This is a genomic window from Spirosoma gilvum, from assembly GCF_054776815.1.
The window spans coordinates 87,400-113,929 of sequence record NZ_BAAHBH010000015.1; the positions used below are offsets into that span (position 1 = coordinate 87,400).

The window sequence follows — 26,530 nt, forward strand, 5'->3', positions numbered from 1 at the left end:
CCCAAGACGAATTAGAAAGGAAGGTGTTAGGCCGGGCAAGGGAGGGCAATCCGGCGGAAGTAAAAATCAAGTAGCAGGTCATCCCAACGTTTATCGTTATGCACAATCCTATCGTAGTCTAGGCCTACAAGGCTACCTGGGCAATGCCTACCAGGGTTGGTGAGGCGGCTCGATTCCCAGCAGCTTAGCCAGCTTCAGGCTGAACTGCGCCGGGGCTTCTATACCTCAACCCAAATGGTGGCCGACTTTATACAAGCTAGTTTTTCCATCAAATATCATCTCCGAGGTCTTCAAATTATTGCACCGGTTATGCTTTGCGCACAAGAAAACCACGTTGGTCGATCCCAAGGCCGACCCCCAAAAGCAGGTTGAGTTTGTCACTGAGCTTAACCAGCAGATTCGACAATTACCTGACGATGAAGTTGTTTACTTTGCCGATGCGGTGCTTCCGCAACATAATACTCGGCGCGCCCAGGGTTGGATCGACGTTGACAAACAGCGACCCATTGCTTGTCATTCATCCCGCTACTGACTGAACATAAATGCGATTGTGAAAGCGCTTGATACCATCCAAGTCATTACTGTCCAGGACAAAACCGTACGGGCGGCCCCGAATGATTCAACTTCCACCATTGCCCTATTGGGACAAATTCTAGCAGCCAATCCGGGCAAGCCCATGATTCATATTTACTGTGATTGGGCTCGCTATTACATCAGTAAGCAGGTTGCTGACTGGATTGCGGACAAGCCCATCAAGTTGCATTTTTTGCCAGGTTACTCGCCTAATCTGTATCCTATTAAACGACTCTGGAAATTCATGCGGTAAAAGGTAATTGAATCGGTGTACTATCCTGATTTTACTGTTTTCCAGTTAAACGTAATGGCTTTTTTAGGCCATTTGGAGCCGAATCATGCTCAATTCGAAAGCTTGTTAGCGCTACGCTTTACAATTATCAATAAAGACGGTTTAGTCGCAGTCTAAATTAGCTCGCATATATAATATACTACTTCTGTTCTTTTACTGCGAAAATACTGGTTTACCAGTAGTGCTTTACCCGGTATTTTGGGATTGACAACTACGAACTAAGTAAGGATGTTTGCTGAATCTATAAGCCTTACTACTATGATTAAGTCTTCGCTCAGATTAATAGGCTCATTCAGCCTAACCTTCATTTGTAACATTACATACTTGATTTGTGTCGACAAGCTAACAACAACTTTGATTCAACAGGGTCTAGGCCATCAATCTGTTGGAGAGATTTTTTGAGAAGGCAACTATTGACTAACCGGGTAATAAGTGATATCTCCATCTGCCATTTTTTGTGGACATTAGCAGTTCTGCCGTCGGGTGATTCGTTGTTTGCTGGGTTTTAACTCGGCTGACTTTCGTTAATTGCGTTTCTGCCAGTATGAATGTAACCCCAGCAAATCTGGAGAAGCCGTATGCTCAATCAAAAATATGCCGTTAGAAGGGCGACCAGACGAACTTCTGGAGTGCCATGCCCGTCTGCTTATTCCCAAACACCCACTAATCCTAGCGATCTAGGCTGAGCCGTCCCCAGTACTTGGCTTGTTTCCATCGGACTGTCGAAGCGGGCGTAGTTTTTATGGGGGGCATCCTACCTACTTCCCGTGATCCAACTTGGTGAAGATCTCGTGGACGAAGCCTATACGAAAGTAGTTCGATTAACCCCGAATGATAAGGCTGAGCCGTTTGATAATCACTTCTAAAAGCTGGGCTGACAACGATAAACACTTGGTTATCATATTGATATAGGTTCTATAGGTCAATGCTTCGCTGTGTTTGATGAGCGTTTTCCAACCCGTACACGTGTTGCGACTCGGATACTGGCGTACATGGAAGCCTAGAAAATCAATTCCATCTTTTAGATGCACAATCACTGTTTTTTCCTCCGACAGTTGTAAATCCCGTTCCTTCAACCAGTCTAGGAGCAACAATACGATTTGCCAGGCGTCTGAGAATGATATTACGAAGTCATCCGCGTATCCAACCGTACGACGCGGCCCGCACGTTTGAGTACGACTGCCTCTGTTTTCCACTTAAGACAGAGGCAGCGCACAATACGCCTACTTTTTATTCAAACAAAGTAAGTGAATCGCCGGAGTTAGGACTAGAAGTACGCTTTGCTTTCCTGTCAGTTGGTAGCATCCATTCCTTTGACTCAGTTTCAACTTGACCCATCTTTTTTTGCTGTTCAAAGGCGTCGATTCGATTGGCTTCTAGTCGACGACGGGCATACAATTGCTGACGCCCTAACTGCGATTGCAACGGGAACCGTGCTAAGAAACGGTCTATCTCTTTATGTTGATGGGGATGTGGTCGGTAGATTTCACCCGAATCAATAAACACTACGTTGTACCGCATCTGGGTAATATTGCCGGCCCGGTCTTTCTGAGGATTAAGCATGTGTTCGTCAGCATTAGCAAACTCATCCGTTCGCGTTATGTACTTGTAGTTCATGGTACAGTAAAAATGCCCCCGTTGATAGTTAGAGACAGCCAATTCATACTCCTCCATATGGAGAAGAACATGGTTCCAAGCCGTAATTTGCTCCTGCATTTGACCAATTTCACTCTGCAATAGGCTAAGTCGAGGACCGCTTAGTCTGGCAATGTTTTGGCGTTGAATTTGGAGCTTGATGTATAATTCATTGACGTAGTTTTCTACCCATTGTTGCTTGTCTGGCAAGGAAAGCTGTTTCTCTTTAAGTACCCAAAAGCGGTGTTTACGGAAAAACGTTATCCGCACGGCAGGTCGGCCCAAATTAGCCAATTTAATCGTTGTACAGACGAAATCAGCAAAGGGCTCAAAAAGTGATTCGTATTGGAAGTCAATGAAATATATGGTACCTGTACCCGACCAATCGCCTTCAATGTCCCAGTTATCCCGGTCTGGATAAAGTTTAGGAATAGAATCGATCAGAGCCGTTAACGCCACTAATTTTTTACGATACTCCTCTGGGTTAAGCTTATTCTTGCGACGCGACTGAATAGTTTGCATAAAAAGCTATCATTTTTTGTAAAGTTGCCAAAAAGTACTTGCCCTCACAACTATGTTTCCTTTTAAAGGAAACATAGTTGTGAGGGCAAGTACTTACGAGGTCAGATTCATTTATTTTTGATTTATATGGCTCCTTTTTTGGTTATCCACATTCTTTAAATGCCAATAAATCCCTTTTATATATAAGAAAAAAATAGTCTAAATTTATTACAGATGAATAGATATAGAATAGCAGTAGTGAAACTACTTGATTACCAGTTAACTATAAGGCTATCCCCTTACAAATCTGCTAAGTAGGCTTACAGATCCGCTAGCTAAGCTTACAAATTCGCTAGGTAATCTTACAGATTTACTAAATTATCCTTACAAATCTGCTAAAAATGAGGCCTCTACTCTTACAAATCCGCTACCAAAAAGGACAATATCCTTACAGATCCGCTAACCATCCTTACAAATCCGCTAATAATAGAAAGTGAGCTAGCTTTCCCCGTATTCTTTGGCAATAATCTAGAATTTGACTGGTAAAAATGTTCAGTATAGTAGTGGCTATCGGTAGATGTATTACAAATTAATGCTGTTATAAGTGAATTTTCTATTTCTAGTATAAGGCGGTTACGTATACAAAACTTAACTGTTGTTAAGCCTATTATAAACCATTAATAAATGTAAATATCTGATTATCAATAGATTAAATTAATTAAATTCTATATCCCTTACAAATCCACTAAAATGATAATTAAGCAATCCTTACAAATCCGCTAAGCTATACTGAAGTGGAATTAAGCGCTTATGGACGTAAATTTCTTTATCAAAGGGGCCATTTATGTACTTTAACAAAGAAATTATATAATTTTTTTGTATAGTGATGGGTTTACCAATCGGCTTAGTCTTACAAATCCGCTAACCTAGAGCAGTTTTAAACGGGTGCCGGTGGTAGCTAAGCTTACAAATCCACTAAGTGTTTAGGGGGTTATAGAGAGACTTTTTTGCCCTAATACAACAAATTCCCGTTTTTCTTACTTACAAATTATTAATTTGTAAGCAAGAGCCGATTTCCAACAAATAGTATATTCCGCATGGGAAAGAAAACGATTCGATCACGCATGGTTCAGCGGGTTAATTCCGAACTAATGCAAACCAGCAATGAGGCGATTCAGCTTGAGTTCGATTTTTATAGCGATAAAGCCCAAAAATTATACGACCGTCCAGAGCGGCAGATTTCCGAGGGTGAACAAGCGAAGCAGTTGATGGTAAAACAAATGGTGCGCGAACCCATGCGTATGCTTTCCACTTTATCGCATCTGACCGTTCTCCAAAGACGCGTATATTGGCTGATCCTCTACCAGGTTAAGCACTTACAATACAGGAACGTAGAAGATGCTAAAGATTACAAATCGCTTACGTTTCATTTTCACGCAACCGATATTATTAACAACGATACCAATTGGAGCGTTACCTACCTGCGAAAAGTAGTTGATGACTTATCGAACGTTTCCGTGAAATGGCAAGACAACAAGGGTATTTATACGAATGCGAAGGTCTTTCCATTCGCCCAATATATACCTGGGAAAAAAATTATTGTTTTGCAAGTGCAGCCCATGCTAATTCCTGGTATGCTTCAGCTCGGTAATAACTTTAGTCAGTACGAGTTGGATGCTGCTCTAAAACTAACCAGCCAATATGCTCAATTATTATATGCCTACATGTGTCGCCATGTTTGGCGAAAAAAGTGGTTAATTACCCTGGACGAGCTAAGAACCATCATGGGTCTCTCCGAGATGAAAGCGTATGACGAGTTTTCAAATTTACGCATCCGTATTCTGGATCCGGCCGTTGATCAACTCCAAACGCACTGCGGCTTAAAGATCACTTACGTAACCTTGACTCAGGGAAGAAAAGTAATTGCATTAGATTTTTCCATCCAATTACTCGATGAAAAGGCGCAAATTGAAGAAAAAAGCCGGGAAAAACTCAAAGAAAATTTGGCGATAATCCAGCAATATAGTCTGGAGGAAAAACGCTTATTCGCTCAGGAAACGATGCGGTCCTACTACCGTTCGTTTACCCTAGACCAGCAGCGACAAATCTTAGAGAATCAGTTGTTATTAGAGCGGTTTTGCGTGGCAGAATGTTACGTGATGTCGGGGCAAGTCAACCCTGAGAGTCATGATAATTACGTGCTTAAAAGCGTATTTAATCCGGATACACCTGCCAAAACCTCTTCACGAAAGTCCTAGGCGCCCTAACTATTTGCATTACTACGCTGAATATCCATGAATTAATCTCTCATAAAATCTACTAAAGAGTGCTTTTACTAAATCCGTAACACGCTGAATTTGTCAGATTTGTAAAATGGTCTCGTTCAAATTGTTCAGGACTTTAATTGAACTCAGACAACGATTTCTCATCCGTGACTCTGCTGATTATTACCGCACGGACAGTGGAGTTTAAAACCATCACCAACGTCAAAAAAGCTAGCCGCTTTGGCCTTTATATTTGAGCCGTTGTATGATTCCAAGGTGAGTCGCCTAACTTAATGCCACCGCGACGGCGGACCGTTCACAAACCGTGAGCGACCAACCGCTGCGGTGGACCCTCCCAGCAGAAATACCTTAGTCGGCAAGGCTTGCGACCTATGGACCAAACGGTCCGCCGTCGCGGTGAATATATTTTCTTCAATCAGTTTAGCCGTGGACAGTAGACTGTAACTCAAAATCTGATCAGATCGGAATTGAGTCTTACCGCGATGCTCTGACGAAAAAAGCATTTCCTGTAAATGAGATATAGTTAGAGGTAACAATACCTAAAGAGTCGGTTCCGTTCATCATTGCGAATCGGTTTGCATCCATCACCGATAGTTTAACATTGCTTACATTGGTTGATTCCGTTTGACCGTCTCTGTTCAGCGTGAATTCCAACTCAATATGATTATTGTCAATTTTTGTTGACTTGACAGTGGCTGATATAGTTGGAGTCGGTAAATGAAGTAACTCTTTATTTTTGTTGAAAATACTTACTAAATAAGCACCTTCTACTTTGGAAGCAAAATCGTTATCATCATGAGCTTCTCTTGACGATGAATTTGCAGGAATTGGTGTCGATTGGTTTGAACAGGAGGAAAATACCACTACAGTCATTGCAAAAAAGAGTATTGTTTTCATAATTAATATGTATTTAGTGAATCAATGAATAATCATAACCATTCTAATGGCCTTCAATTAAAACGTATAAATTTTATAGTCGATTTTATCATTTTACTGAATAGTGTTAAAACTGTACTGTATCGCTTTTATACCAACTTGAATGGGATATTACCGTACTGGGCTGGACTACTAAATGGGCACAGTGAACTTGCTTCACTTTCAGACCACCGAAGCGCCAAGCTCTTGTAGCCCCAAAATGAACCCTTTAAACGGCGTAAAATCGACCTCACCAGCGGACCAGCAACTTTTAAAGCGGACGTCTTGAAAAAAGTTGCCAACCGACAGATCATACCCTATGTGGCACAGGCGCTGGGTATCAGTGAAGCACTTATCTACAACCCCGACGGCGGAGCGTTGGAAACTGAGATACGAACAGCAGTTTTCGAGTCAACTATTAGACGTACTGATTGAAAACCAGAGACTGCTACAACGAGTTAGTCAACTGGAAATGGACCGGACGGCCGAAGCCGTGCGAGATTATAGAAATCGGTCCGATCTAGTAGTACCCATAGACGTGGACATTAGCCCTGATCGGGCCGCATTGGCGGTTCGAATCCATGTGCAAAAGCGAGAAAAGGCCGTCTAGCGACCAAATCCTTCAACTTAATCCCCTTTCCTATGCAGTTACTACGCTATTGTGTGGGTCTGGACAATAATGGACGACGCGCGGTAAGGATTCGCTTCTGGATTTAAATCGATGGGCGAGTCGTTGTCATAGGATCGATAAAACCAGGCGACTGGAGCCGTGGCTAACAAAACACGGTCCACCGTTCTTAACTATTGACCAATGCGGGTGAAAAGGCTAATAGCATTGCCCGTAATTCATCTAGTCTGCTTTCCAAGAGCTGGATAGTTAGTTCTAAGCCTGTTCGTTCCTCCTCCCACTTCCTGCGCTCTAGATCCATCTCATATTCACGTTGTTTATCTGTCTGTTGAGCTTGCTCAACCAGCTGGTAGTTATGAACAAGTTGCTGAATGAATTCTTCCTTTACTTGGAGCTGGGTTTGTAGGTGCTCATTTTGGGTACTTAACTCGATAACAATTGTTTCACACGCTTGCAATCTGTCTTCACACGCTTGAAACTTTTGCTGGTTTTCAACCAGGAACGTGATAAAAAAATTGGCCAGCTCTTTTCCGGAATACGTATGGACGGGTTGTTTTAGTTTAAACTCATTTTCCTGATCTTGCTGAAGGGATTCGGGTAAAACGATTAACTCGAGGTTATTTAGATCGGGATAGCGGCGTAGGGTCAAGTGCCCTTTCGCGATGAGCTGGGACAAACGTGCTGCCGAACATGGCTTACCTTGCTTGTCCTTAATCCGTAAATATTCTTTGCGTGTGACGGCTTTTGTTAAATCAATGACTAGATGTTGATCCGTCAAAATTGTTACATTCTTACCCATCCAACTTTCCTATTATCTAACAATCACTACATTAATACGATTATACCTGTTAACTTCTAATGCAAGTTCTTTCCCCACAAGCCCGTTGTTACCCTACTTAATGAGGGTAGCGAATTGAACTGCCTACTGTCCTCATTACTGTTTTTTGGTGCGGTATTGGCTTCTCCCCACTAAGCGCATATGCGCTTGGCTACAGGAAGGCATCAATTTGGAATGAGTCAACCTTTTTATGACAAGCGCAGAAATAATAAGGTCGCTAGATACCTGCTCACTTGGTCATTGAATGTTGTTCAATTGATTGAAAATTCTAGGGTCATTAACGTTTTCTTATTTCTGAAAATCACCACTTGCTATTGCGCTACTGGACAAATGCTGTAGTAAAGAAAGAATGTCCTAATTAATCGCTAGATTCATATCAACTGACAAGTCTAATGTTATAAATCTGGATTGAAGTGGGAGGCGCAAACAATGTCGATGTGTTGAGGCTGTATTAATTTAGGCTTTTTACCGGGTTTACGATATCGTTCTTTGTGGAGTTTACCACATATAACACACTCTACGGTAACAAATTGATAGTAATATGGCGAGTTCATAACGATTTGAGTTACTAGAATTCATTAATGTAAACGTTTTAAATACGATACAGGAGCTGGTGAAGCCTGTCAACTTGCATTCTTTAGTTGACAGGCTTCACCAGCGGTTTTAGCCGGCTATTGCTCATTTATACTTACCGAGTAGGCTCAAAACGGCCGTTTAGAACTTTTCCGACCGTGGCTGGTGAGGTAGTTTAGAAACCAAAGGCTTACCCATAACTTAAATTTATTTTTGACTAAGAGAGAAACTAATTAATGACCCATCATGCACTTGGGTAAACTCAGACATATACTATCCTAATGTTACTTTGAATTGGTTTTGGTTTATCCTTGAGTGTATTTTCAAATATATTAGCGACTATAAATGAGATCAATTATTTCTAACTGAAAGGTTATTTAGGGCCACTGAAAGGTCAGTAGTGACAACCAAACTTACAGTTGAGTCTACGATTAAAATAATAAGTCGGAGTAGCAACTTAACTGTAAAGATTTTTGATACATCTGCAGAACGCGCAACGAATTTTAGGCAAACTTACTTTATTGTCTACCTCGTTCAAGCAAGCCGACGATGAGCCGTGTAAAACCAAAATAATTGTTATCAGGATCAACTTAGTATCCCGGCTGAGACTGCGTTCAACGACTACTAGTGAAAGTAGTAATGGAAAACCAACAGCGAATATTAGAATGCATAGGGTCACAAACAACCGGGCAACCTGGCCACCCCGTCGGCGTTTTTGTAAAAATAGGGGTACCATAAAGATGTTTGGGGAAGGACGTGTTATTCGACGAACAGTAAATCAAATGTGGCTGTAACAGCGTAATCCTTGGTTGAAGGAAGGCCAAACCCTGTGCCAAATAGGGAGGCCTGAAACGTACCTTTGATGCGATAAAGCTTATCAACGCACTCTGTTTTGATAAGCGTTGACTCCGCGATAATCAGGCTTCCAGTTCTGGCCTGGTACAACTGAGGACCTGGTAAGTTCAAGATCAGATCCGCCTGCGCACTAGTGGGGGTTGGCTTGGTTTCAAACCCCATTGGGTAACTACCTGGATCAATCGCATTAATCACCAGTAACTGCCCGTTGGATTGATACGCTGCCGGCACGGCATAGGATTCAGCAAACGTTCTGGGTTGGCCAACAGTGAAGTTAGCCGTGATATCCCCAAGGACGATTTTGCCTGATACACCGGTATAGGTCTTGGTATTGGCTTCCTGGACTTCTGAACCCTCAGCCAGTAAGCTAAGTCCACCGTTGATGGCTATGCGCCCGGAACCAGCATAACCGGTCAATGTAGCCGGAATTCGGAGATAACCAGGTAGTTGCGCCTGTGGATCTGGATCTTTCTTACCACAGGTCCATAAGCTTACCGACAGGACTAACACGAAAACATAACTAGCGTATCGTTTCATTTCCCTTTCCAACCGTGTGACGGCGGCTACTTTTTAGGTCCGTATAAAATCGTTTCGTTGCGCGATTGGGTAATATTCTCGTAGCGTTTCTTTACCTCAGAGTTCATGTTTGCCCGAAGCGCCATACCTTTTTGAAAGCATTCGGATATGCGCGTATGTAACTCATCGATCATCTTAAGCCGCTCAGCATCGGTTAGTTTTAACGTCTCCGAGTCATAGTACTCATCGGGTATTGCAAACTTATCAACAATAGAACCTACTAAACCCGATATAGCACTGGTGTTACCACTAGCAAGGCCAGCAATCAACGTACCTGCGCCTGGTATGCCAACTAAGGTACCAACTACATTTCCAAGCAGTGTTAGGGAAGATTTGGTTGTAGACGCCATTGATTCCTTAAGGTTCTTTTCAAAATCTGCTTTTGCAGCATTCACCGCATTGTCAAATGCCGTGCGTTGATCAGCCGATAACTTATCAATGTCATCCTGTGATTTAATCCCAAATGAGGCCATAATGCCATTCATGGTACTGGAAAAGGAGCCGACCATATCATCAACGGAAGAGGCAGGCGAAATACTGAACGTTGGCATGGGTGGCAAAGCAATAGGCTTGCCGTCTTTGATTAGAACACCCAGTTGGGTTTTAATCGCTCCAGCAGTACTCATGGCTTCGTTGAATTGGCGCATATAGGTCCAGACGAAATTATTTCCCGCTTCCCCAAAGCCTGGATTCGCTTTAGCCAGGGCATCCGCTTCAGTGGTTAGCTGCACGCGCATTCCCCACATCTTATCATGCATCTGTAAGATCTCGCCAACCTTGTAATAATTTTTTACGCCGGTAGACACTAATACCCGGGAGTTAAGTTGAGCGACGGTTAGCTTATTGAGTCGCTCCTGGAGAATACGGATCAACTCCAGCTTAGCCGCCTGCTCGGTATTGGCGTCTCCCTTCAGAGCAATATTCAATACATCGCCGGCACTCTGGGCATTCGCCAGGGAGCTGCTAACTAAAAGCAGTGTGAGAATGGGAAGAAAAAGAGCTTTCATGTCTGGCTTGATTTAAGATTGATTACCGGATAACTTATTAATCGCAACGGATTTGCCAATTCCAAAAGACCCAATCAGTAATATGCCTTGAAACGGTTCAGGCCTACCCGATTGGAGTAGCTTTTTGGTCAGTAGCCAAATGATTAATTGGTGAATTTCATCACTGGTCAGCTTGGAAATTGCTTTCTGAATAGCAGTTAGTTTATGCATGATAAGGTCGCTTTGAGGTTAGGGAATGACTTGAAAATTGATCCGAACCGTATCCAGTTGGGTATAGCCCCGCTCCTGCTGAGCAACAAGGACGATTTGGCTAACACCAACTGCTTCCGGTGTGTATAGCCAGCTTGACTTACCTAGTGGAAGATTGACGCCGACTTTCTGCAGAATGGGTGTAGTCTCGTCCTTGCTTCCCCGGTCGAGTCTGCCTAGGCCCGTTTGCTGATAAAATTGAAGCTGGTAACCATACTCAGAATAGTATGAATCAGTCAGTAGCTCCAGGGGCAAGGCGTAGCGTTGGTGAACCTTTAAGGTGTCACCTGGAGAGGAAGCCTGTAACCGGATTCGGTAGTTTGCCCGAATGTCTAAAGATTCCGACTGGCAGCCCATGGCCAGCCCGATCAGCGTGAGGTAGATGAGATTTTTCATTTATAATCCGAGTCCGTGTCCAGAATGAATTTGATACCTACACCCAGATTAAAGCGGGTGGGAATGATAGTAGAGCGAAACAGATAGTATTCCTGTGCCCGGGCAACTAGGATAGTTCGGCCGGTTAAGATGTATTCCCCTTCAATGGCCAGGGTAGGTCCGACAATCCACTCCGATCGGTTCATAAGACTAGCTCCCTGAACTTCGCCACGGTCCTGATTGATGGACTCGTAGCCACCGGCAACTCCGCCCCCAACATTAATGACCCAGGAACGATTGATCAGCCCCATCACCCGGGTGAAGTAGGTTGCCTCGCCCAGCCACTGAGACACCGGCACAAATGCTTTATCATAGGCGTAAAATTTCTGATTGAGGTGCACCGTGCCTTTCCAGTACGTATTCAGTGATCGGTATTTGCTATAGGACAGACCACCGAATACACCAAAATTATCCTGACCTGGTAGTTTAAATCCGTCGACGATACCCGCGGATAATTCAATGGTCGTTTGGCCTGCCTGATGGATTTGCGCACGGGCAATTGTGGCCAGGCAGAGCAGACTTAACAGCCCCAGAGTAGTAAAATGATTTTTCATAAAGGTCGGGCGGTTGCAAGTTCTTCAGGACCAATTGAAATTGTGAGTTGACGTCCACCACTTTCCTCCCCTACCTGGACGACCAGTCGACGATCTTTTTCGAGGGTAAGCCGTTCGATGGCAATGACTTTGGTAAGCTCATCATGCCTGGGAATAACCATTTCACTGGCATCAAAAACCCGAATTGGATCGACTGGTACATCCTGAGTAGCTGAGCTCTCCCCTACCCGCTTCATTTGCATGACGTACGTACGCAGGTAATCAATGCCATAATCGAGTTTGGAATCATTTTCCATACCCAGAACCACGTACATCACATCGTCCTTATAGAGGATGTTGCGCAGGTATAGATTCATACCCTGCGTTTTGTAGCCGATATGGCGAATCTTACGACGGCTGTGCATGGCCAGCTCACCCTGACGGTTCAGGTTGTCAGCTAATCGGGCCTGCGAACCAGAATTTACCTTGGCTGATTTTGATACATCGCCATCAAGCAGCACCTTCGTCAGATCGTAGGTTACCGCATCGGGTTGGTCCTTATAGCTGACCATAAAGCTAAACAACCGTCCGTCGGCTGTTACAATGGTCAGGTTGGTTTCCATGAACGGATTTTGATGAATGGCTTTCAATCGAAATACGTTTCCCGCTTTCTCCACAGCTTCTCCAGCAATGTCTTTGCTACCCAGATCCGCATAGCGAATTTCGTAGGGAAAAATAATGTGAGTGGTTTTATTGGCACTCACCTGAAGAGCGTAGGAAGGCCGGATCGTCGAATTAGTCATCGGTAGCACAAAGGCCAATTGTGCCATCGCCGGGGCCGTGGCCAATGCCAGGCAGAAGGGTAAAATAAACCGCTTTTTCATTGCTAATAACTGCGTGTTTGGTGATAGGTTAATTATTAAACTGATGGTTATTGAGCCTTCAGAAATAGATTGTAACCGGCCCGTAGGCGAATCGTGGTCTGACGAACGGAATTTGACGCACTCATGCGGGCTTGATTGGCGACGTTATTAACCAGGCCCCCCAGTCCCGGAAGCTGAATACCCTGAATGGCTGAGGATTGGATTTGACCGCTAGCCTGACGAGTCAAACCTGGTACGTTTACGCCCATTGATCCATCGGTATCATAGACATCCAGATCAAGTGGTATGAGTTGGCCACCCAGTTGCAGACTACGAACGGTCAATCGTAAACGATCATCCGACAGCTGACAGATGGCATGCAGAATTGTGTTGGTAGGAATCGTAACACCATCGGCCGTAATCTCTTTCAGTAGCCGCAGCTTCACCTGCTGGCCATCATGAATCGCCTGATCTTCATGCACGACAACAGGGATCATCCAGGCAATAACTTTCTTTTGACCATAGTTGCCACCAGTCAGCACCGCACGGGAAGGCTCTTTGCGGGAGCCACCGGTTGGCGCCGTTAAAAACGGGCTCTCAGCCTCTACCGGATCGGACAACCGGCTTGCCATTAAGTTATCGCTTATCCGAACAGAGGCCGTATGACCTTCTGAGGTGCCCTGAGCAGGAGGTACCATGGATGCCTGACTAGCATATGGATTCGAAGAGGGCGTTTGCCGACTCGTCTCATAAGTCCGCATCTGAGACTCCAGCTGCTTATCGGTACCGGTATAGTAGGAGCTGCCCTTTGGCGCATCATAATAGTAGGCTCCTGCTTTATCCGCTTGTTTTCGAGAAGATGCCCGCTTGAGCGGAACGGCCGAATACGTGCGAGTCGTGCCAGGATCTGAAACCGGAGTCGCCGCACCAACCAGACTGGATCGATGTTGAGTAGATGTGCCGGCATGACTCACCGGAATCGCCTTTAATTCTCCAGTAGCAGAATCCCGACGTGTGTGGCTGAAGCTGGAGAGAACCTGGCCAACCGCAGCTTTTCCGTAACCAGGGCCTTCCACATCACGGCCGTTAATTTTACCCGTCTTGGCATTGGGCATGCTGGCATTAAAACCACCAGCACCAGGCTTGCCCGCGGCTATTTCTTCAGCCCTGTACCGCTCCCCTTTTCCACCCCCTAGAATCCAGAATAAGGCAAAAATAAAAGGGAGTACAATCCAGGGAAAAACCAGCATGGCTTTCCGTTTCCGAAAGAACGCATCGTCACTGTGCGTTGCTGATAAAGCGATGGTCATGGTCGATGAGGAGGTTTTGTTGAATACTGTTTAGCCAGGCTATCCAGCCGCTTCATAGTATGTTGACGAGCCTGTTTATACTGCCCAACGTTCGTTGAGGTTTGTAAAAAAAGTTGCTGCATGGGCTGGATGAGTTGATCAGGAGAGGCCGCTGGCATCGGTTGATTAAGCCTATCGATGCTGACAATCAGTTTGTAAATGGCTCCTCCACCCAGTATTAGTAATAGTCCAAAAACAAGGGCTTTGCGAGCCCCATCGGAAAGCTTCATCAGGAAGTCCCCCATTCGGGTGACTAGGTTAGCGATGTGTTTCATTGGCGCAGACGTTCTTCAATGTCGGTATTATCCACCACGGCAAACTTTTCAATTAAAAACCCATGCGGATTAATCTCCGAACGGCTCACATTACGCAGGTACCCACTAGTGATCAGCTTGCGAACCGTGATGTTAGTCAGACGAATAATCTGCTGTCGGGCATAGGTTCGGAAGTGATAGGGGTATTGATTCAAATCCAGCTGGATACTATCCACCTGAATTTCCTGCGAAGCCGAAGCCTGAATCAACTGGCTGTAATACCCTTTCTCTTTAGTATCCAGATAGAGTCTCGATACACTTTCATCCGCATAGGGCAGTGCTTCATTGATATGCTCCTCGATGCTTTTCGCGTCGGGATCGAGCGTAAAAAACAGTTCGTGGAACCGTCGGATGTGATCACGACCTTCCACCGGCCGGTTTTCCCGCACATCGTTGCGCAGAGCCGCTATGAGCGATTTTCCCTGCTCGACGACATAGATCCTACTTTCTGAATCGGTCTTGACCGTGTAGGCAAATACCAGGCATCCTATGGCAATCAGCGTGAAGGCACCCACACTGACAAAGGCCAGAATCCGAATGTTGCGGTACGAGGTTTCCAGATTCCGGAGAGATTTAAAAAAGGTTTGATCTTGAGTGGCCATGACTATTCCTGATGTTTGGTGATGTTCCTCATGTTGTTGTATTCCTGTTTGACGGCTTGTCCATAGTAGGAGCCGTAGTTAGCAGCAGTTTGTCCAACCGCCCGAGCAGCTACCAGAGTTGCCCCCAGTCCCATCATTGCGGCCCCGCCAACAACACCCGCCCCAGCTTTGCCTATATCCACAGCTGCACCCGCTGCGTGGCCAGCCGCAGGCACGGCTCCATTCATGACCATAGCCGTAGACATACTCGTCATCCGCTGAAGAGCGCTTCCCACACCGGAGGATGAAATGATGTAGGAGCCGATGGTGGGAATGGTGAAGTAAGCCAGGGTAGCGATGATCATAAAGACCATGTAGATAAGCTCCCCGCTCTGCGCTTCGTCGGGTACATTATTAACCAATTCCAGGTATTGCAGGGTGATCACTTTACCCTGGAGAAAGGTCACAATCGTACCCAGAATATTAGCCAGGGGAACCCATAACGAAATCTGCACATACCGGGCAATCCACATTAAATGCGAATCCTGAAAACCGGTAAAGATGGCTAGGGCAAACGAGAGCGGACCGATGATGGTCAGCACGATTAAAAAGAAGGCGCGGGTTGTCAGGATGACTAATCGAGCGGCCAGATAAAGGGCATAAAACAGATTCTTCAGCATCTGATCAAATCCCTGACTTAAATACAAGCCCATTTTTTCAACTACTAAAGACATGTATTGGCCTGTCGACGTCCACATGCTAACCTCTTCCAGTTTCCTGTCCAGTTGATTCATCTTTTCGGCTATCTTCTCCGTACGCATCGTTTCCAATTGCTGAATGCGGGTCGTCTGCACATCGATCATGTTCTGAGTGACGACCTCCACCGGTTTAATCAAGGCGTCCAGAAAGTCGGTGACAATAGTGAAGTTGAGCACCAGAAAGCCGATGGCGAAGGGCCGCAGCAGGGGAAATACATCGATGGATTCAGCCCGGGCGAAATGACCCAGCACCCGCATGCCGATGTATAGGGTTGCCGCAATTGCTGCAATCGAAGAGGCAACAGCTCCCAGGTTGCCCATCCCCTGCTGTACTTCCGTATAAGCCGTGGTGATGGCTGCTTCCATGGACGAAAACTTCTGATAAAAGCCATAGTCCACGTAAGCGCCACCGCCTGGTATTTGTAGTAAAATCATGTCGATAAAAGGGAGATAAATAAAGATGAACAGGGCTTATGTTGATCCGGTAAACAGGTGGAGCCAACGGAAACCTGTACTTACATGCTGGTCGATGTAAGTGTCTTACAGAGAGTGCATTGCTTCTTGCTTAGCATCGATCAGGCTAATTCAGGCTTACGTCTGGCATCGGCGAAATCGACAATAGCGACCTGGATATCGCCACCATTCTGATTCGTTCGACGAATAACTTCAGACTTCTCAGGACCTTCCGTTGTGTAGGCGGCATACTCCTCCAGACTTACTTCAGTGGCATACACTTTGGCCCTCGCTCCCAGGGCAATGAATACCTCTTTGTATTTACGCCGGGCGTCATTGTCCTTATTGACCGACAGAATCAACTGTTTCTGTTTTTCGGATAGACCCAGCAACTGACGGACTTCTTCAAAGCGGTGCTGATACTTACTCTGATCGAGTAGAATCTTACAATCCGAGTTGTTGATGATGGCATCTTTAACAATGTTGTTGCCGATGATATCATCAATTTCCTGGGTGACTACCAATGCTTCGCCAAAATGCTTCCGGACGGTTTTAAATAGGTATTTGATGTAGTCAGCCATCGACTCTTTAGCAATCGCTTTCCAGGCCTCTTCAATGACCATCATCTTACGAACCTCAATGGGAAGCCGGCGCATCTTGGAGACAAAAGTTTCCATGATAATGAGCGTCACCACCGGAAACAGAATCGGGTGATCTTTGATGTTATCAAGCTCGAAGACAATGAACCGTTTGTTCAGCAGGTCCACATTCATATTCGAGTTGAGCAGGTAGTCATACTTACCCCCTTTGTAGAAGGGTTGCATGGTGATGATAAACTGCTCGATGTCGAAATACTTGTCCGTGTACTTCTTTTCCTTCAGGAAGGTCCGAAACCCTTCCTCAGAATTACAGTACTCGTAGAAGCCATTAAAACTAGCCTCCGCCTTATTCTTTTTCACCTGCTTGATGAATTCCTCAACCGCATCCGACAGCGCCACTTCTTCAGTCCTGGAGAAACTTTCCGTTTCATTTTTCCAGAGCGTTTTCAGGAGCGTATTAATCGAGGTGATTTTATCAATCGAATAAAACCCATCCTCCACGTAGAAGGGATTGAACGTTATAGGCTTGTCCTCTTCGTATGTCAGATAGATGCCATCTTTACCGCGCGTTTTACGGCGTACGAGCTCACAGAGGCCTCGGTAGGAATGGCCGACATCCACCAGCACGATGTGGGTATCCTGTTCGTAGTACTGGCGTACTAAGTGATTCATGAAAAAGGATTTCCCTGATCCCGAAGGTCCGATCACAAACTTGTTACGATTGGTCACCCACCCTTTCTGCATGGGCTCATCCGACAGATCCACCCAAACCGGTTTACCCTGCCGGTCACAAAGGCGAATCCCAAAGGGCGAAACAGATGATTGATAAACCGACTCCAGATTAAAAAAACAAACAGCCTGCTCAACGAAGGTGTAAAAGGTTTCGTCAAAAGGCAGATCACCGGCGTTTCCTGGTATGCCAGCCCACAGGAGCCGGGCTGCATCCATCGAATTCTGCTTGGGCAAACAATCCAATTGAGCAATAGCCGAAGACGTACGGGCCCGAAGGTAATCCAGCTGCTCTGGCTTTTCGGTCCACACCATGACATTGAAATGTGAACGGCAAACCGTTCGCTGTTGCTGAATGGCTTCCTGAATGTAGCGAGTTGTCCAATCCCTATTAATGCCGTTTTCAGACGAGAATTGCGAAAGGGAATTCAGATGCCGGGCCGTCTGCTCGAACTCCCTGAGGGCAGCCTGCGTATCATCCAGACAGATATACTGATTGTAGACGTGATTACAGGGAAGCATGAGACCCACCGGTAAGACGTTACCAACGGCAAACTGCGTGCTATCGGAAGAGAGTGGACCATAATTGGCCATCACATCAACTACCTGAGGCATCGTATCCGCATCCGATATCGTAAAGCACATGACTTCTTTGGAGCCAATCCGAACCCGGCCATCAATGTCCCAATCTTCCAGAATCACTTTCTTGCTGCCATCAGGCTGAAGCCGAAAATAATTAGGGACAATACCCCTGTCGCCTTTCTTACTGACCAGCTCCTCATCGGTTAACCTTTGAGCCGTTATGCCACCATCCAGCAGAATCCGCTCAAATTGAGAGATGGCATCGAAGAAGGGTTGTAGTTCACGCCCGCTCATCTGCTCTCTGGGTACCAGCCGGCGTTTGGTCAATGAATGCTGATTGCTCTTTTGCTTCTGGCGATACTTGGGCAGCTTGGAAATGTAGAGATAGCAATGATGATTCAGAAACGGCCGCTCGACGAAGTGCCGCTGAAAAGCCTGGGTTAGAAAACTATCATCCCCCTGCTCATGATCAGGTTGATACCTCTCCTCAATAAACCAGTCCTGTTTGTGAATAACTGTACCGATCGGCATAAGCTTAATGGCCTTGGTTAAGGCATTATGCAGTGATCGGTAATCATCAGCTGACAGCGTAAAAATTTCGGGTAGATTCAGTCGAAACCCAACAGTAATATCAGCCATTTTGCTGACCAGGCAGTTGTTTTCAACGGCTAGTAATGGTAGTGCGGCTTCGAGACTTCGGGCGTTTAGTTTCACGGAGTTGGGCGAATGGTTTGGCAGAGGTGACAAGAATTGCCTTAGGCTGATTGCGGGTTGCTTCGAGCTTCAAGAGGCCCGATACGCCGTGTTTTGCGGAAAGCCGCATGCAGTACCAGATCCCACCTATCCCACTGCCCACCACAATGAGCGTGGCCAAGTAGGTGTTTAGACCGAAAAGCCCGTAGAGGATCAGGGCGAGTACCAGGCTACTGACGATAATGCCAGCCGATAAATACAGATACGTGCCTTTTAGTCCCCTAAATTCTACGGGCTTGCCGATACCCTTGTTGATTTCCAGCATTAACCGAAAAAACTGGTTAGAATCGCGCCGACAGCCACCAGGAAGAGGGCGGCCCCAAACCAGCTCACCATCGCCTTCTGCGTATCCGGATCACCATTGTGCATTTTGCTGTACACTCGAACCGCGCCAATCAACCCGATGACCACACCCAGTGCCAGGATAATCGTCTGGGCTGCGGTGCCATAACTTCGGATAGTAGTGGCTGTCGTAGTCAACGCAGCTGCACCATTACCAGCGGCCTGTGAATTGGCCACCATCGTCATAAACATCAGGTCAACCGTCAGGGCAACCTGCATACCCAAAGTAATCTTCCGGTTACGCATAAATTGAAGAGTTGGTAAAAGTTTGATTTAAATTTCAGAAATAATATAAATTCTGAAACTAAAGTACATGTAAATTTTAAATTCAGTAAAATTTTAGAAAAAATTATTTCCCTATAAAAATCGTATTCTATATAATACTTTAATTATCAATGAAATAAGATAAAAATCTATTCAGTTTATTTTTTGGCGTTTTCATACTGGCCCCTCCCCTATTCGATTTGAAGTACTCAAAAAGCTTTACTTTACGGCTGGTTACATGGAATATAATACATGTATTTACAATGATTGTATATTTTTAATATGATAGTTATAGATTTTATTAATTTTGCTTTGCGGAATTACAGATAGGGGCAAGTAAAAAGGCCAGACACGTCGGTCTGGCCTTTAGGGAATTCTTAAACGAAATACGCTTACGCTGTTTCGGCAAATAGCTCATCCAGGTAATCATACCGTCGGATCAGTTGCCGACCAGACCGTTTTGGAAACGGAGACCGTTCATTGACATCTTTAATCAACGATTTTAAGGAAGGCTCTTCCGTATAGATGAGCGGTGGTTTAGGGCGAGACCAGTATACCAGGCAGCGAAGGCCGACGTATACCATGAAGGTCAGTAGCCAGGTCAACCCAACATTTCCCACTACGTGCGACTGCTGAAGGAGCACCAGCAAGCCAGCCAGTAACAGAAAGCAGCCCCAAAGGATGGCAAACCGAACATGAGCCTGGTTCCAAAAGATAAACCGGGATTTTTGATAGGTCTGCTCATCGTAGCCAATCAGAATGGCCAGTAAAAGCTTTGCCGGTGTGTGCAAACCGAATTGGGTCATAAACGCTATAACGCGTTCGGTACCAAGGGCTAGCCACCAGATTAGCCGAAAAGCAACTACGAGCAAACCCCCGCAGAAAACCAGCGCAAGGATACCCCAAAAATCAAGTTTCATCAGGATCATGATCGATGTAGCTTTTAGCGGGTAAAGGAAATGCCAGCGAGAGCAGATCGGTTCTGCTGTTGGTTGATAACCTCAGCCAAATTAGCGGCAACAACATCAGTCGGGTCATCTGGTATTAGTATCCCTTTATCATTCGCCTGAAGGCGCTGTGCTGCGCTGATCAGCTGTGCAACTGACTGTTCTGCCGGGCGCTCGGCATCACCCGGAATAGGCATGCTCAAAACAGTCAGTTCATCCTGATCTAGAGCTATGCCATTCAGGTCGGGTTCAGTAGCCTGAAAGTTTGTTTCTGGCACTGGTGAAGCGCTCTGATAGGGGCTGCTTCGGGCAATAAGCTCTGATTGGGAGGCTTCAACCGGCTGTTTACTACCTACCGGCGCATAATGACTGACTGCATAAAGTTCCGAATAATCAGTCTCTTCCGATTCATCAGTACTGGGCTGCGGATCAGGTTTATTACCTCTACTGCTGATCCATTCCCGGATATCTTCCCGGTAGTACTTGATCAGCACATAGGCGTAGTAAATAATTAAAGCGACGAGGACAACTTTAATAAGATCCCCCCAGGAATATTGACTAAGCATGGTTTTGTTGTTCACGCTGATAGGTCTGATCAAGGGCCTCCAGCAGGTTATACAAAATGGTGTTCATGGGTTTGCGGTGCTTATAAGCAATCTCCCGAAGAAGTTCATGATGTTTCTCCGCGATTCGGGTCATCTTGGCAAACGTTTCGTCTTCGGGAGCTTTAGGGCCAATGATATCGTCCATTGACAGCGTACTACTTCGTTTGCGGGTCGACCTGGCCACGGGTGCCGGATCAGCTGCTTTCGTCGTTTCACGAAGCTGATCGGTTGTCAAGGTCGTTCCTTTCCCTTCAGCGAAATCGGATTCACCCTGTTTGATTACATCAGACAGCGATTCAACTGGTGCCACCGGGGATGGTTCAGCAACGACAACCGGAGGTTGCTGTTCGGGCGCCGAAGGAATGATCGATGAGGCAAATTTGGTAACCCGGGCCGTGTTATTTTGCCGGGCGACATCAGAGAGTGTCTTCTTATTCATTGGGCTGATGGTTTGGTAAAAGGGCTTCAATTTCAGTGAACAGATCCTTCAGACCACTGTTGCGCAGGTAGGCTGTCGGCATTGGAAATAAAGTCGAGCGGTTTACCGTATCCTGGTAAGAATCCCGCTGCGGAATTCGACTCTTCAGGCAGGCAAAACCATACTGGCCAAATCGTTCCTCCAGCTGATCAGCGATCTCACCATCCCGCGAAGGTTTGTACTTGTTCCAGACTACCCGGCACCGATCGGTTGGCAAGAGCCCTACCTGCTTGATTGCCATCAGGTAGTTAAAGCCAGTGGTCACCGAGTACTCTGAGGTCTCCATAGGGACCAGCAGATAATCCAGTTTTCCAATGGCCAGGTCATAGCCCTCAACATCGATGTTACCGGGCATGTCGATCAGCACCAGCTCGACATCGGCCGGGAGTTTGGCCAGCAGGCCTGGCACGTTCTGGGGATTGCCCGATAGAATGGCATAGGGTTCAATATCCTGCTCATCAAGCCGGGCCGTCGTCTCATCATCCATGCTTTCAATTTCCCGAATACGCTGATTGTAGACCGAAAGCTGAGAGCCATCAACATCGAGCAACGCCACCTTGATCCCCCGCTTATAATGGAGCCAGGATGCGACTAAAACGGATAGCGTTGTTTTTCCCATTCCACCTTTTTGCGTGGCAAAAGCAAGGATAGTAGGGATGCCTGTAGGCTTGGCAGCAGTCACCGGTTGGGACTGTAGAGTAGGAGTGGTCATGAAGGTTTATGTTTGATAACGGAAGCAAAGGAATTACATATTTTACAACTTTACAACTTTACAACTTTACAAGATAACTAATTACGTAATTACTTAATCAATTGACTAATTAATTTACAAGTTTACAAGTAAACTACGTAATTAATTAACAAAGAAGAGGTAAGACCGTAAGAAGTAAAGAAGTTTACAAGTTTACAAGTCAATTAATTTACTAAAATGACAACTCATACTATCTTGCAGAATCTAGTAAAGTAGTTTACAATTCTACAAGTTTACAAGTAAACTAAAATTAGGAGCCCTTAAAAGGCACTCCGCAGTTATAAATTCTGCACCTGAAAAAAAGGATCGCGTTACGATAGCAAGATGTGTTTTTGTCTGACAAAAACCTCTTCTCACCCTTAAAATGGGTATTCACTGACAGGCCTTCGAAGTCGGCCTGTTTAAATCAAAAATCGCTATGGAAAACAAATCATACCGGGGCGGAAGGCCCGAGTTGCCAGAAGAAGAGCGAAGTGATTTCAAAGTAACAGTTCGCTTCAATAAACAGGAACATCTACTCTTAACCGAACGAAAGGAAACGACAAAATCCAAGGATTTATCGGCTTTTATCCGGGACGTTTGTTTGCAAAAACCTTTGCTTATGAAGACTCAACTTGACACGTATCAGGACGAAGCGTTGTCACTTTTAGTTGAGATGAGAGCCGATTTATTGCGCATAGGTGTTAACATTAATCAATCATCAAAGCGCATAAACAGTACAACGGATTACCACGATTTACAGCGGGATGTCAGTAGCATGGCTACCAACATGAACCGCATCGATCAGCAGTTGCAACAACTCATGCAGATCCTAACCAGCGAATCCCAACCTGTTTACTGAAGGCCCGATGGTTATTCGAATCAGTAGCGGGAGTTCACCGACCGGAGCCGTTTATTATAACGAGAACAAGGTTGGAAAAGGGGAAGCAGAACGTTTGGCCGTGCGCAATTACCGAGGCATAAAATTACCGGTTCAGGAACTAGGACTTGCCACAGTAGCCGCTAAATTGGAACAGCAGGCGGAACTGAATGCGAAGATAAAAAAGCCCACCTTTCACGCTAGTATTTCCCTGGCTCAGGGTGAGAAGTTAACACCCGTGGAGATGCTGGCCATCGCCGATCGGTACATGGATGGACTAAAATATGGCCAGCAGCCCTATGTAGTTTATCAACACTTTGATACCGATCACCCACACCTGCATATTGTTTCAGTTCGCGTTGATCATGCCGGAAAGAAAGTTCCTGACGCCTACGAACGGGAACGCTCCAACAAACTCCGTCAGGATATGGAGAAAGAGTTCGGTTTACAGATTGCCGAGAAAACAAGCCTTCGCCCGGAGCGTGCCCAGCTGCTACCAGTCGAGTACGGCAAAGGCGATCTAAAACGGGATATATCGGCCGTCGTCAATGGTATTTTAAAGGATTTCACCTTCAGCAGTTTTTCGCAGTTTAATCAGCTGCTCAGCATTTACAACGTGAAGGCCACAGAAGTGGCTATGGAGGGCAAAAAGCCCGGGTTGGTGTATTCGGCTATCGATAGCAACAAAGTCGCTCAGGGAGCCGCATTTCGCGCCAGTAGCCTTCCGCTGCAACCAACCATGGAAACTGTCAACCGGCGCATGAATGCCGGCAAGAAAGTCAAAGGGGACCGTATTACCAGGCTTCGATCCGTAGCCGAACCCATCCTGAAGGAAAGCAAAACGTGGGATGACTTTCAACAGCACCTTTCCAAAACCGGTGTTGAGGTAATCCCACATCTGGGAAAGGATGGCAATCTGTTTGGCATCTCGTTCATCGATGTACGACAGCGAGTCATCTATACAGGGAGTGAATTAGGAAAAAGCTTTACGGCAGGATCGCTCAAGACTGAACTAGGGGAAACCTACACCCCACCCAGCCGGCGTGAAGTGCCAGAATCGAATCCAAAACAGAGTAGGGGAGAACATCAGCAGAAAACCATTGATCAAGCTAAATCAGATGATCACCACGAGAAAATTACTTATCAAAAACAGGAAAAGGAGTCCGAGCCTATGCACAATCTAGACCTGGTAAAACAATTACTGTACGCCATCGGCCGAGGTGGCGATGAGCAACAGAGTGAAGAAGAGTTAAAGAAAATGCTTAAACGAGCCCATAAACCCCGATTGTCATGAGAGACGACCGCAAACAACTCAATCAAGGTTCAGAAATTGTATTATGGTTTGGTCTGGCTGCCCTGGCCTTTCATCTCTACATCGAGCTCCATACGTTCTGGAGTAGCTACGGCTTGGCGCATCCAATCAGCGATGGGATGCTTGACAAGCTGGTTGGAAATTCACCAAAGCTGGTGGACCATTACTGGGTTAAGCTATTTGGGGGGGTATGCATCGGGCTTTACAGTTACGCCAATCGGGGGGTAAAATCAGTAACCAAGACGTTTAAAGGCGTCTCAACCGACCTTGGCATAGGTCTGCTCTTGTACGTGGGCAGTATACCCATGCTGAGCAGTGACTGGCTGCTGGAAAAAACAGGTGTTTTCGGCCTTAGCGTCAGTTACCCGGTCCTAACCATCGCCGGCGTTCTCTACATCATCAAGGGCGCTCAGGGCCTCAATCGGCTGATCAACTACAAGCCCGGTGAAGATGAAATGAATGAAGAGAATGAAACCTTCCTTCAGGAAGAGCGGCTGCTGGAGAATCCCTATTCGGTCAATCTACCTACGCAATACACCTACAAAGGCAAGATTCGGAGAGGTTGGCTTAACATAACTGCTCCTTTTCGGGCGATGCTGGTTATGGGTATTGCCGGATCGGGCAAATCTTACGGCATAGTCAATAGCGTTATCCGGCAGCATTTGTCCAAGGGCTTTTCGATGTATGTCTACGATTATAAATTCCCTACGCTCTCACTGGTGACCTTCAACGCCATGATTCGCCATAAAAAGAACCTGGCCAAGAATACCAAATTTTACTGCATCAGTTTTGAGTTTCCCCAGAAATCACACCGCTGCAATCCATTAGACCCCCGTTACCTGCCAACCCGGGAAAGCGCAGCTCAGACTGCCCTGGCGATCATGCTCAACCTCAATAAAAAGTGGATTGATAAAGAAGGGGAATTTTTCGTCGAATCGCCCGTCAGTTACGTAACGGTTCTGATCTGGTTTCTGCGCAATTATCAGGGTGGAAAGTACTGTACTGTGCCACATCTGGTCGAGCTGGTCAACAAAGGCCATCGGAAGCTTTTTCCGATCCTGGCCAGCTATGAAGATCTGGAGGTCAATATGGCTCCGTTTATTTCGGCTTATGAAGGCGGGGCTATGGATCAGCTGGAAGGCCAAATGGCCTCCTCACAAATCGGGTTTGCAAGGCTGTCAAGCCCTAATCTTTACTGGGTCATGAGCGGCAATGATTTTATGCTCGATATTAATAATCCCAAAGAACCAAAGGTTTTGTGTCTGGGGAATGATCCCAAAGTGGATAAGGTGTACGGGGCTGCACTGGGTCTGTATAATTTCCGGATACTGGAATTGATCAATCAGCAGAAGCGGCATCAAACCTCGGTTGTTATCGATGAATTACCGACGATTTATTGCCCTGGCTTATCAAACCTCATCAATACAGGTCGATCAAACCGGGTAGCGGTGACGATTGCTATGCAGGATTTTGCCCAGTTAGAGGACAAGTATGGCCGTACGCAGGCAGAGGTCATTAAAAATACCTGTGGTAACATCATCTCTGGCCAGGTATATGATAAGACCGCCGAAGCCATGCAGAACCGATTGGGGAAAAATGTGCAGCAAAAACAAAGTATCAATATCCAATCGGAAGATACCACACATGGCATATCGACCGAGTTAAACTACATGGCTCCAGCGGCTAAAATCGGTAGGTTGTCTCAGGGTGAAGTGGTTGGTGTACTGGCTGATAACAAAGGCCAGGAAAGTCGAAATAAAGCATTTAACGCCCTGGTGTTAATTGACGATAAGGATTTCCAGGCAGAGCAGAAAGTAGAAGAATTGCCCAACTTTTCTACATTTGCTCATCAGAGCCTGGAAGAGAGGATGCTTGAGAATTACAAACAGATCAAAGCTGACATTAATGAGCTGGTCGAATCGGAACTCGCAAGACTCGAAAAGGAAGTAAAGAAGGCTCCTAAAAAACCAAAAACTGGAGACAACTAATGGCAGACGTAATTAGCGAGCGGTTGATTAACCTACGTAAACACCTGGGGGAACGTCAGGGCACCAAATTAACTACTCAGGATGTAGGCGAAAAGTGTGGTCTGGAGA

The 26,530-nt window shown here is 45.8% G+C and carries 28 protein-coding genes; 7 read left to right on the forward strand and 21 right to left on the reverse strand.

What is annotated here, in order from left to right; genetic code table 11:
- The first annotated feature begins 298 nt into the window (after positions 1–298).
- Both ACYVFD_RS30625 and ACYVFD_RS30630 read left to right on the forward strand, forming a co-directional pair.
- Positions 299–532, forward strand: a complete 234-nt coding sequence (locus tag ACYVFD_RS30625) for a hypothetical protein (RefSeq protein ID WP_461094421.1) — start codon at positions 299–301, stop codon at positions 530–532.
- An 18-nt stretch (positions 533–550) separates the two neighbouring features.
- Positions 551–826, forward strand: coding sequence for a transposase (locus ACYVFD_RS30630; protein ID WP_461094422.1), 276 nt, complete (start codon positions 551–553; stop codon positions 824–826).
- Positions 827–1,686: 860 nt separating this feature from the next.
- Here the strand turns inward: ACYVFD_RS30630 and ACYVFD_RS30635 are convergent.
- Positions 1,687–2,061 (reverse strand): reverse transcriptase domain-containing protein, encoded by a 375-nt coding sequence (locus ACYVFD_RS30635; RefSeq protein ID WP_461094423.1) that lies wholly within the window; start codon positions 2,059–2,061, stop codon positions 1,687–1,689.
- 34 nt (positions 2,062–2,095) lie between these two features.
- Positions 2,096–3,022, reverse strand: a complete 927-nt coding sequence (locus tag ACYVFD_RS30640) for a hypothetical protein (RefSeq protein WP_461094424.1) — start codon at positions 3,020–3,022, stop codon at positions 2,096–2,098.
- A gap of 1,076 nt (positions 3,023–4,098) precedes the next feature.
- Between ACYVFD_RS30640 and ACYVFD_RS30645 the strand changes: the two genes are divergently transcribed.
- On the forward strand, positions 4,099–5,259 hold the full coding sequence (locus tag ACYVFD_RS30645) for a RepB family plasmid replication initiator protein (RefSeq protein WP_461094425.1): 1,161 nt from the start codon (positions 4,099–4,101) through the stop codon (positions 5,257–5,259).
- Between the two features lie 501 nt (positions 5,260–5,760).
- Here ACYVFD_RS30645 and ACYVFD_RS30650 read toward each other — a convergent pair.
- The gene (locus ACYVFD_RS30650; RefSeq protein WP_461094426.1) at positions 5,761–6,183 is read right to left on the reverse strand and encodes a hypothetical protein; all 423 of its coding nucleotides are present in this window, start codon (positions 6,181–6,183) and stop codon (positions 5,761–5,763) included.
- 337 nt (positions 6,184–6,520) lie between these two features.
- On the opposite strand from ACYVFD_RS30650, the gene ACYVFD_RS30655 reads away from it, so the two are divergent.
- A complete protein-coding gene (locus ACYVFD_RS30655) occupies positions 6,521–6,811 on the forward strand; it encodes a hypothetical protein (protein WP_461094427.1) in 291 nt (96 codons plus the stop codon).
- 187 nt (positions 6,812–6,998) lie between these two features.
- On the opposite strand, the gene ACYVFD_RS30660 is transcribed toward ACYVFD_RS30655, so the two are convergent.
- The 18 genes from ACYVFD_RS30660 to ACYVFD_RS30745 form a co-directional block, all read right to left on the reverse strand.
- Entirely contained in the window at positions 6,999–7,628 is a 630-nt protein-coding gene (locus ACYVFD_RS30660) for a hypothetical protein (protein WP_461094428.1), read from the reverse strand.
- Between the two features lie 1,371 nt (positions 7,629–8,999).
- Entirely contained in the window at positions 9,000–9,632 is a 633-nt protein-coding gene (locus ACYVFD_RS30665; RefSeq protein ID WP_461094429.1) for a hypothetical protein, read from the reverse strand.
- Positions 9,633–9,658: 26 nt separating this feature from the next.
- On the reverse strand, positions 9,659–10,678 hold the full coding sequence (locus tag ACYVFD_RS30670; protein WP_461094430.1) for a hypothetical protein: 1,020 nt from the start codon (positions 10,676–10,678) through the stop codon (positions 9,659–9,661).
- Positions 10,679–10,690: 12 nt separating this feature from the next.
- On the reverse strand, positions 10,691–10,888 hold the full coding sequence (locus tag ACYVFD_RS30675) for a hypothetical protein (protein ID WP_461094431.1): 198 nt from the start codon (positions 10,886–10,888) through the stop codon (positions 10,691–10,693).
- Between the two features lie 18 nt (positions 10,889–10,906).
- Positions 10,907–11,323 (reverse strand): hypothetical protein, encoded by a 417-nt coding sequence (locus ACYVFD_RS30680; RefSeq protein WP_461094432.1) that lies wholly within the window; start codon positions 11,321–11,323, stop codon positions 10,907–10,909.
- Positions 11,320–11,916: a conjugal transfer protein TraO gene (locus ACYVFD_RS30685; protein ID WP_461094433.1), complete on the reverse strand. Its 597-nt coding sequence runs from the start codon at positions 11,914–11,916 to the stop codon at positions 11,320–11,322. The genes ACYVFD_RS30680 and ACYVFD_RS30685 overlap by 4 nt, the downstream gene beginning before the upstream one ends.
- A complete protein-coding gene (gene traN, locus ACYVFD_RS30690; RefSeq protein ID WP_461094434.1) occupies positions 11,913–12,779 on the reverse strand; it encodes a conjugative transposon protein TraN in 867 nt (288 codons plus the stop codon). The genes ACYVFD_RS30685 and traN overlap by 4 nt, the downstream gene beginning before the upstream one ends.
- Positions 12,780–12,826: 47 nt before the next feature.
- Positions 12,827–14,068, reverse strand: coding sequence for a conjugative transposon protein TraM (gene traM / locus ACYVFD_RS30695; protein ID WP_461094435.1), 1,242 nt, complete (start codon positions 14,066–14,068; stop codon positions 12,827–12,829).
- Positions 14,065–14,382: a hypothetical protein gene (locus ACYVFD_RS30700; RefSeq protein ID WP_461094436.1), complete on the reverse strand. Its 318-nt coding sequence runs from the start codon at positions 14,380–14,382 to the stop codon at positions 14,065–14,067. The genes traM and ACYVFD_RS30700 overlap by 4 nt, the downstream gene beginning before the upstream one ends.
- On the reverse strand, positions 14,379–15,023 hold the full coding sequence (gene traK / locus ACYVFD_RS30705; protein ID WP_461094437.1) for a conjugative transposon protein TraK: 645 nt from the start codon (positions 15,021–15,023) through the stop codon (positions 14,379–14,381). Before traK ends, ACYVFD_RS30700 begins: the two co-directional genes overlap by 4 nt.
- Positions 15,024–15,025: 2 nt before the next feature.
- Positions 15,026–16,195, reverse strand: a complete 1,170-nt coding sequence (locus ACYVFD_RS30710; protein WP_461094438.1) for a hypothetical protein — start codon at positions 16,193–16,195, stop codon at positions 15,026–15,028.
- Between the two features lie 140 nt (positions 16,196–16,335).
- Entirely contained in the window at positions 16,336–18,837 is a 2,502-nt protein-coding gene (locus ACYVFD_RS30715; protein ID WP_461094439.1) for a TraG family conjugative transposon ATPase, read from the reverse strand.
- A complete protein-coding gene (locus ACYVFD_RS30720; protein ID WP_461094440.1) occupies positions 18,785–19,141 on the reverse strand; it encodes a DUF4133 domain-containing protein in 357 nt (118 codons plus the stop codon). Before ACYVFD_RS30720 ends, ACYVFD_RS30715 begins: the two co-directional genes overlap by 53 nt.
- Positions 19,141–19,464 carry a DUF4134 family protein gene (locus ACYVFD_RS30725; RefSeq protein WP_461094441.1) on the reverse strand — a complete coding sequence of 108 codons (324 nt, stop codon included), beginning with the start codon at positions 19,462–19,464 and terminating at the stop codon, positions 19,141–19,143. Before ACYVFD_RS30725 ends, ACYVFD_RS30720 begins: the two co-directional genes overlap by 1 nt.
- A gap of 410 nt (positions 19,465–19,874) precedes the next feature.
- Positions 19,875–20,402, reverse strand: coding sequence for a hypothetical protein (locus tag ACYVFD_RS30730; RefSeq protein ID WP_461094442.1), 528 nt, complete (start codon positions 20,400–20,402; stop codon positions 19,875–19,877).
- 23 nt (positions 20,403–20,425) lie between these two features.
- Positions 20,426–20,995: a hypothetical protein gene (locus ACYVFD_RS30735; RefSeq protein ID WP_461094443.1), complete on the reverse strand. Its 570-nt coding sequence runs from the start codon at positions 20,993–20,995 to the stop codon at positions 20,426–20,428.
- Complete coding sequence (locus ACYVFD_RS30740; RefSeq protein ID WP_461094444.1) at positions 20,988–21,473, reverse strand: hypothetical protein; 486 nt, start codon at positions 21,471–21,473, stop codon at positions 20,988–20,990. The genes ACYVFD_RS30735 and ACYVFD_RS30740 overlap by 8 nt, the downstream gene beginning before the upstream one ends.
- Entirely contained in the window at positions 21,466–22,224 is a 759-nt protein-coding gene (locus ACYVFD_RS30745; protein WP_461094445.1) for a ParA family protein, read from the reverse strand. Before ACYVFD_RS30745 ends, ACYVFD_RS30740 begins: the two co-directional genes overlap by 8 nt.
- A 457-nt stretch (positions 22,225–22,681) precedes the next feature.
- Here ACYVFD_RS30745 and ACYVFD_RS30750 point away from each other — a divergent pair, with 457 nt between their 5' ends.
- From ACYVFD_RS30750 to ACYVFD_RS30760, 3 genes are read left to right on the forward strand one after another with little or no spacing between them, the layout of a single operon-like run.
- Positions 22,682–23,104 (forward strand): plasmid mobilization protein, encoded by a 423-nt coding sequence (locus ACYVFD_RS30750; protein ID WP_461094446.1) that lies wholly within the window; start codon positions 22,682–22,684, stop codon positions 23,102–23,104.
- 7 nt (positions 23,105–23,111) lie between these two features.
- Positions 23,112–24,416 (forward strand): relaxase/mobilization nuclease domain-containing protein, encoded by a 1,305-nt coding sequence (locus ACYVFD_RS30755; RefSeq protein ID WP_461094447.1) that lies wholly within the window; start codon positions 23,112–23,114, stop codon positions 24,414–24,416.
- Positions 24,413–26,422 carry a type IV secretory system conjugative DNA transfer family protein gene (locus tag ACYVFD_RS30760; RefSeq protein WP_461094448.1) on the forward strand — a complete coding sequence of 670 codons (2,010 nt, stop codon included), beginning with the start codon at positions 24,413–24,415 and terminating at the stop codon, positions 26,420–26,422. The genes ACYVFD_RS30755 and ACYVFD_RS30760 overlap by 4 nt, the downstream gene beginning before the upstream one ends.
- Positions 26,423–26,530 lie beyond the last annotated feature (108 nt).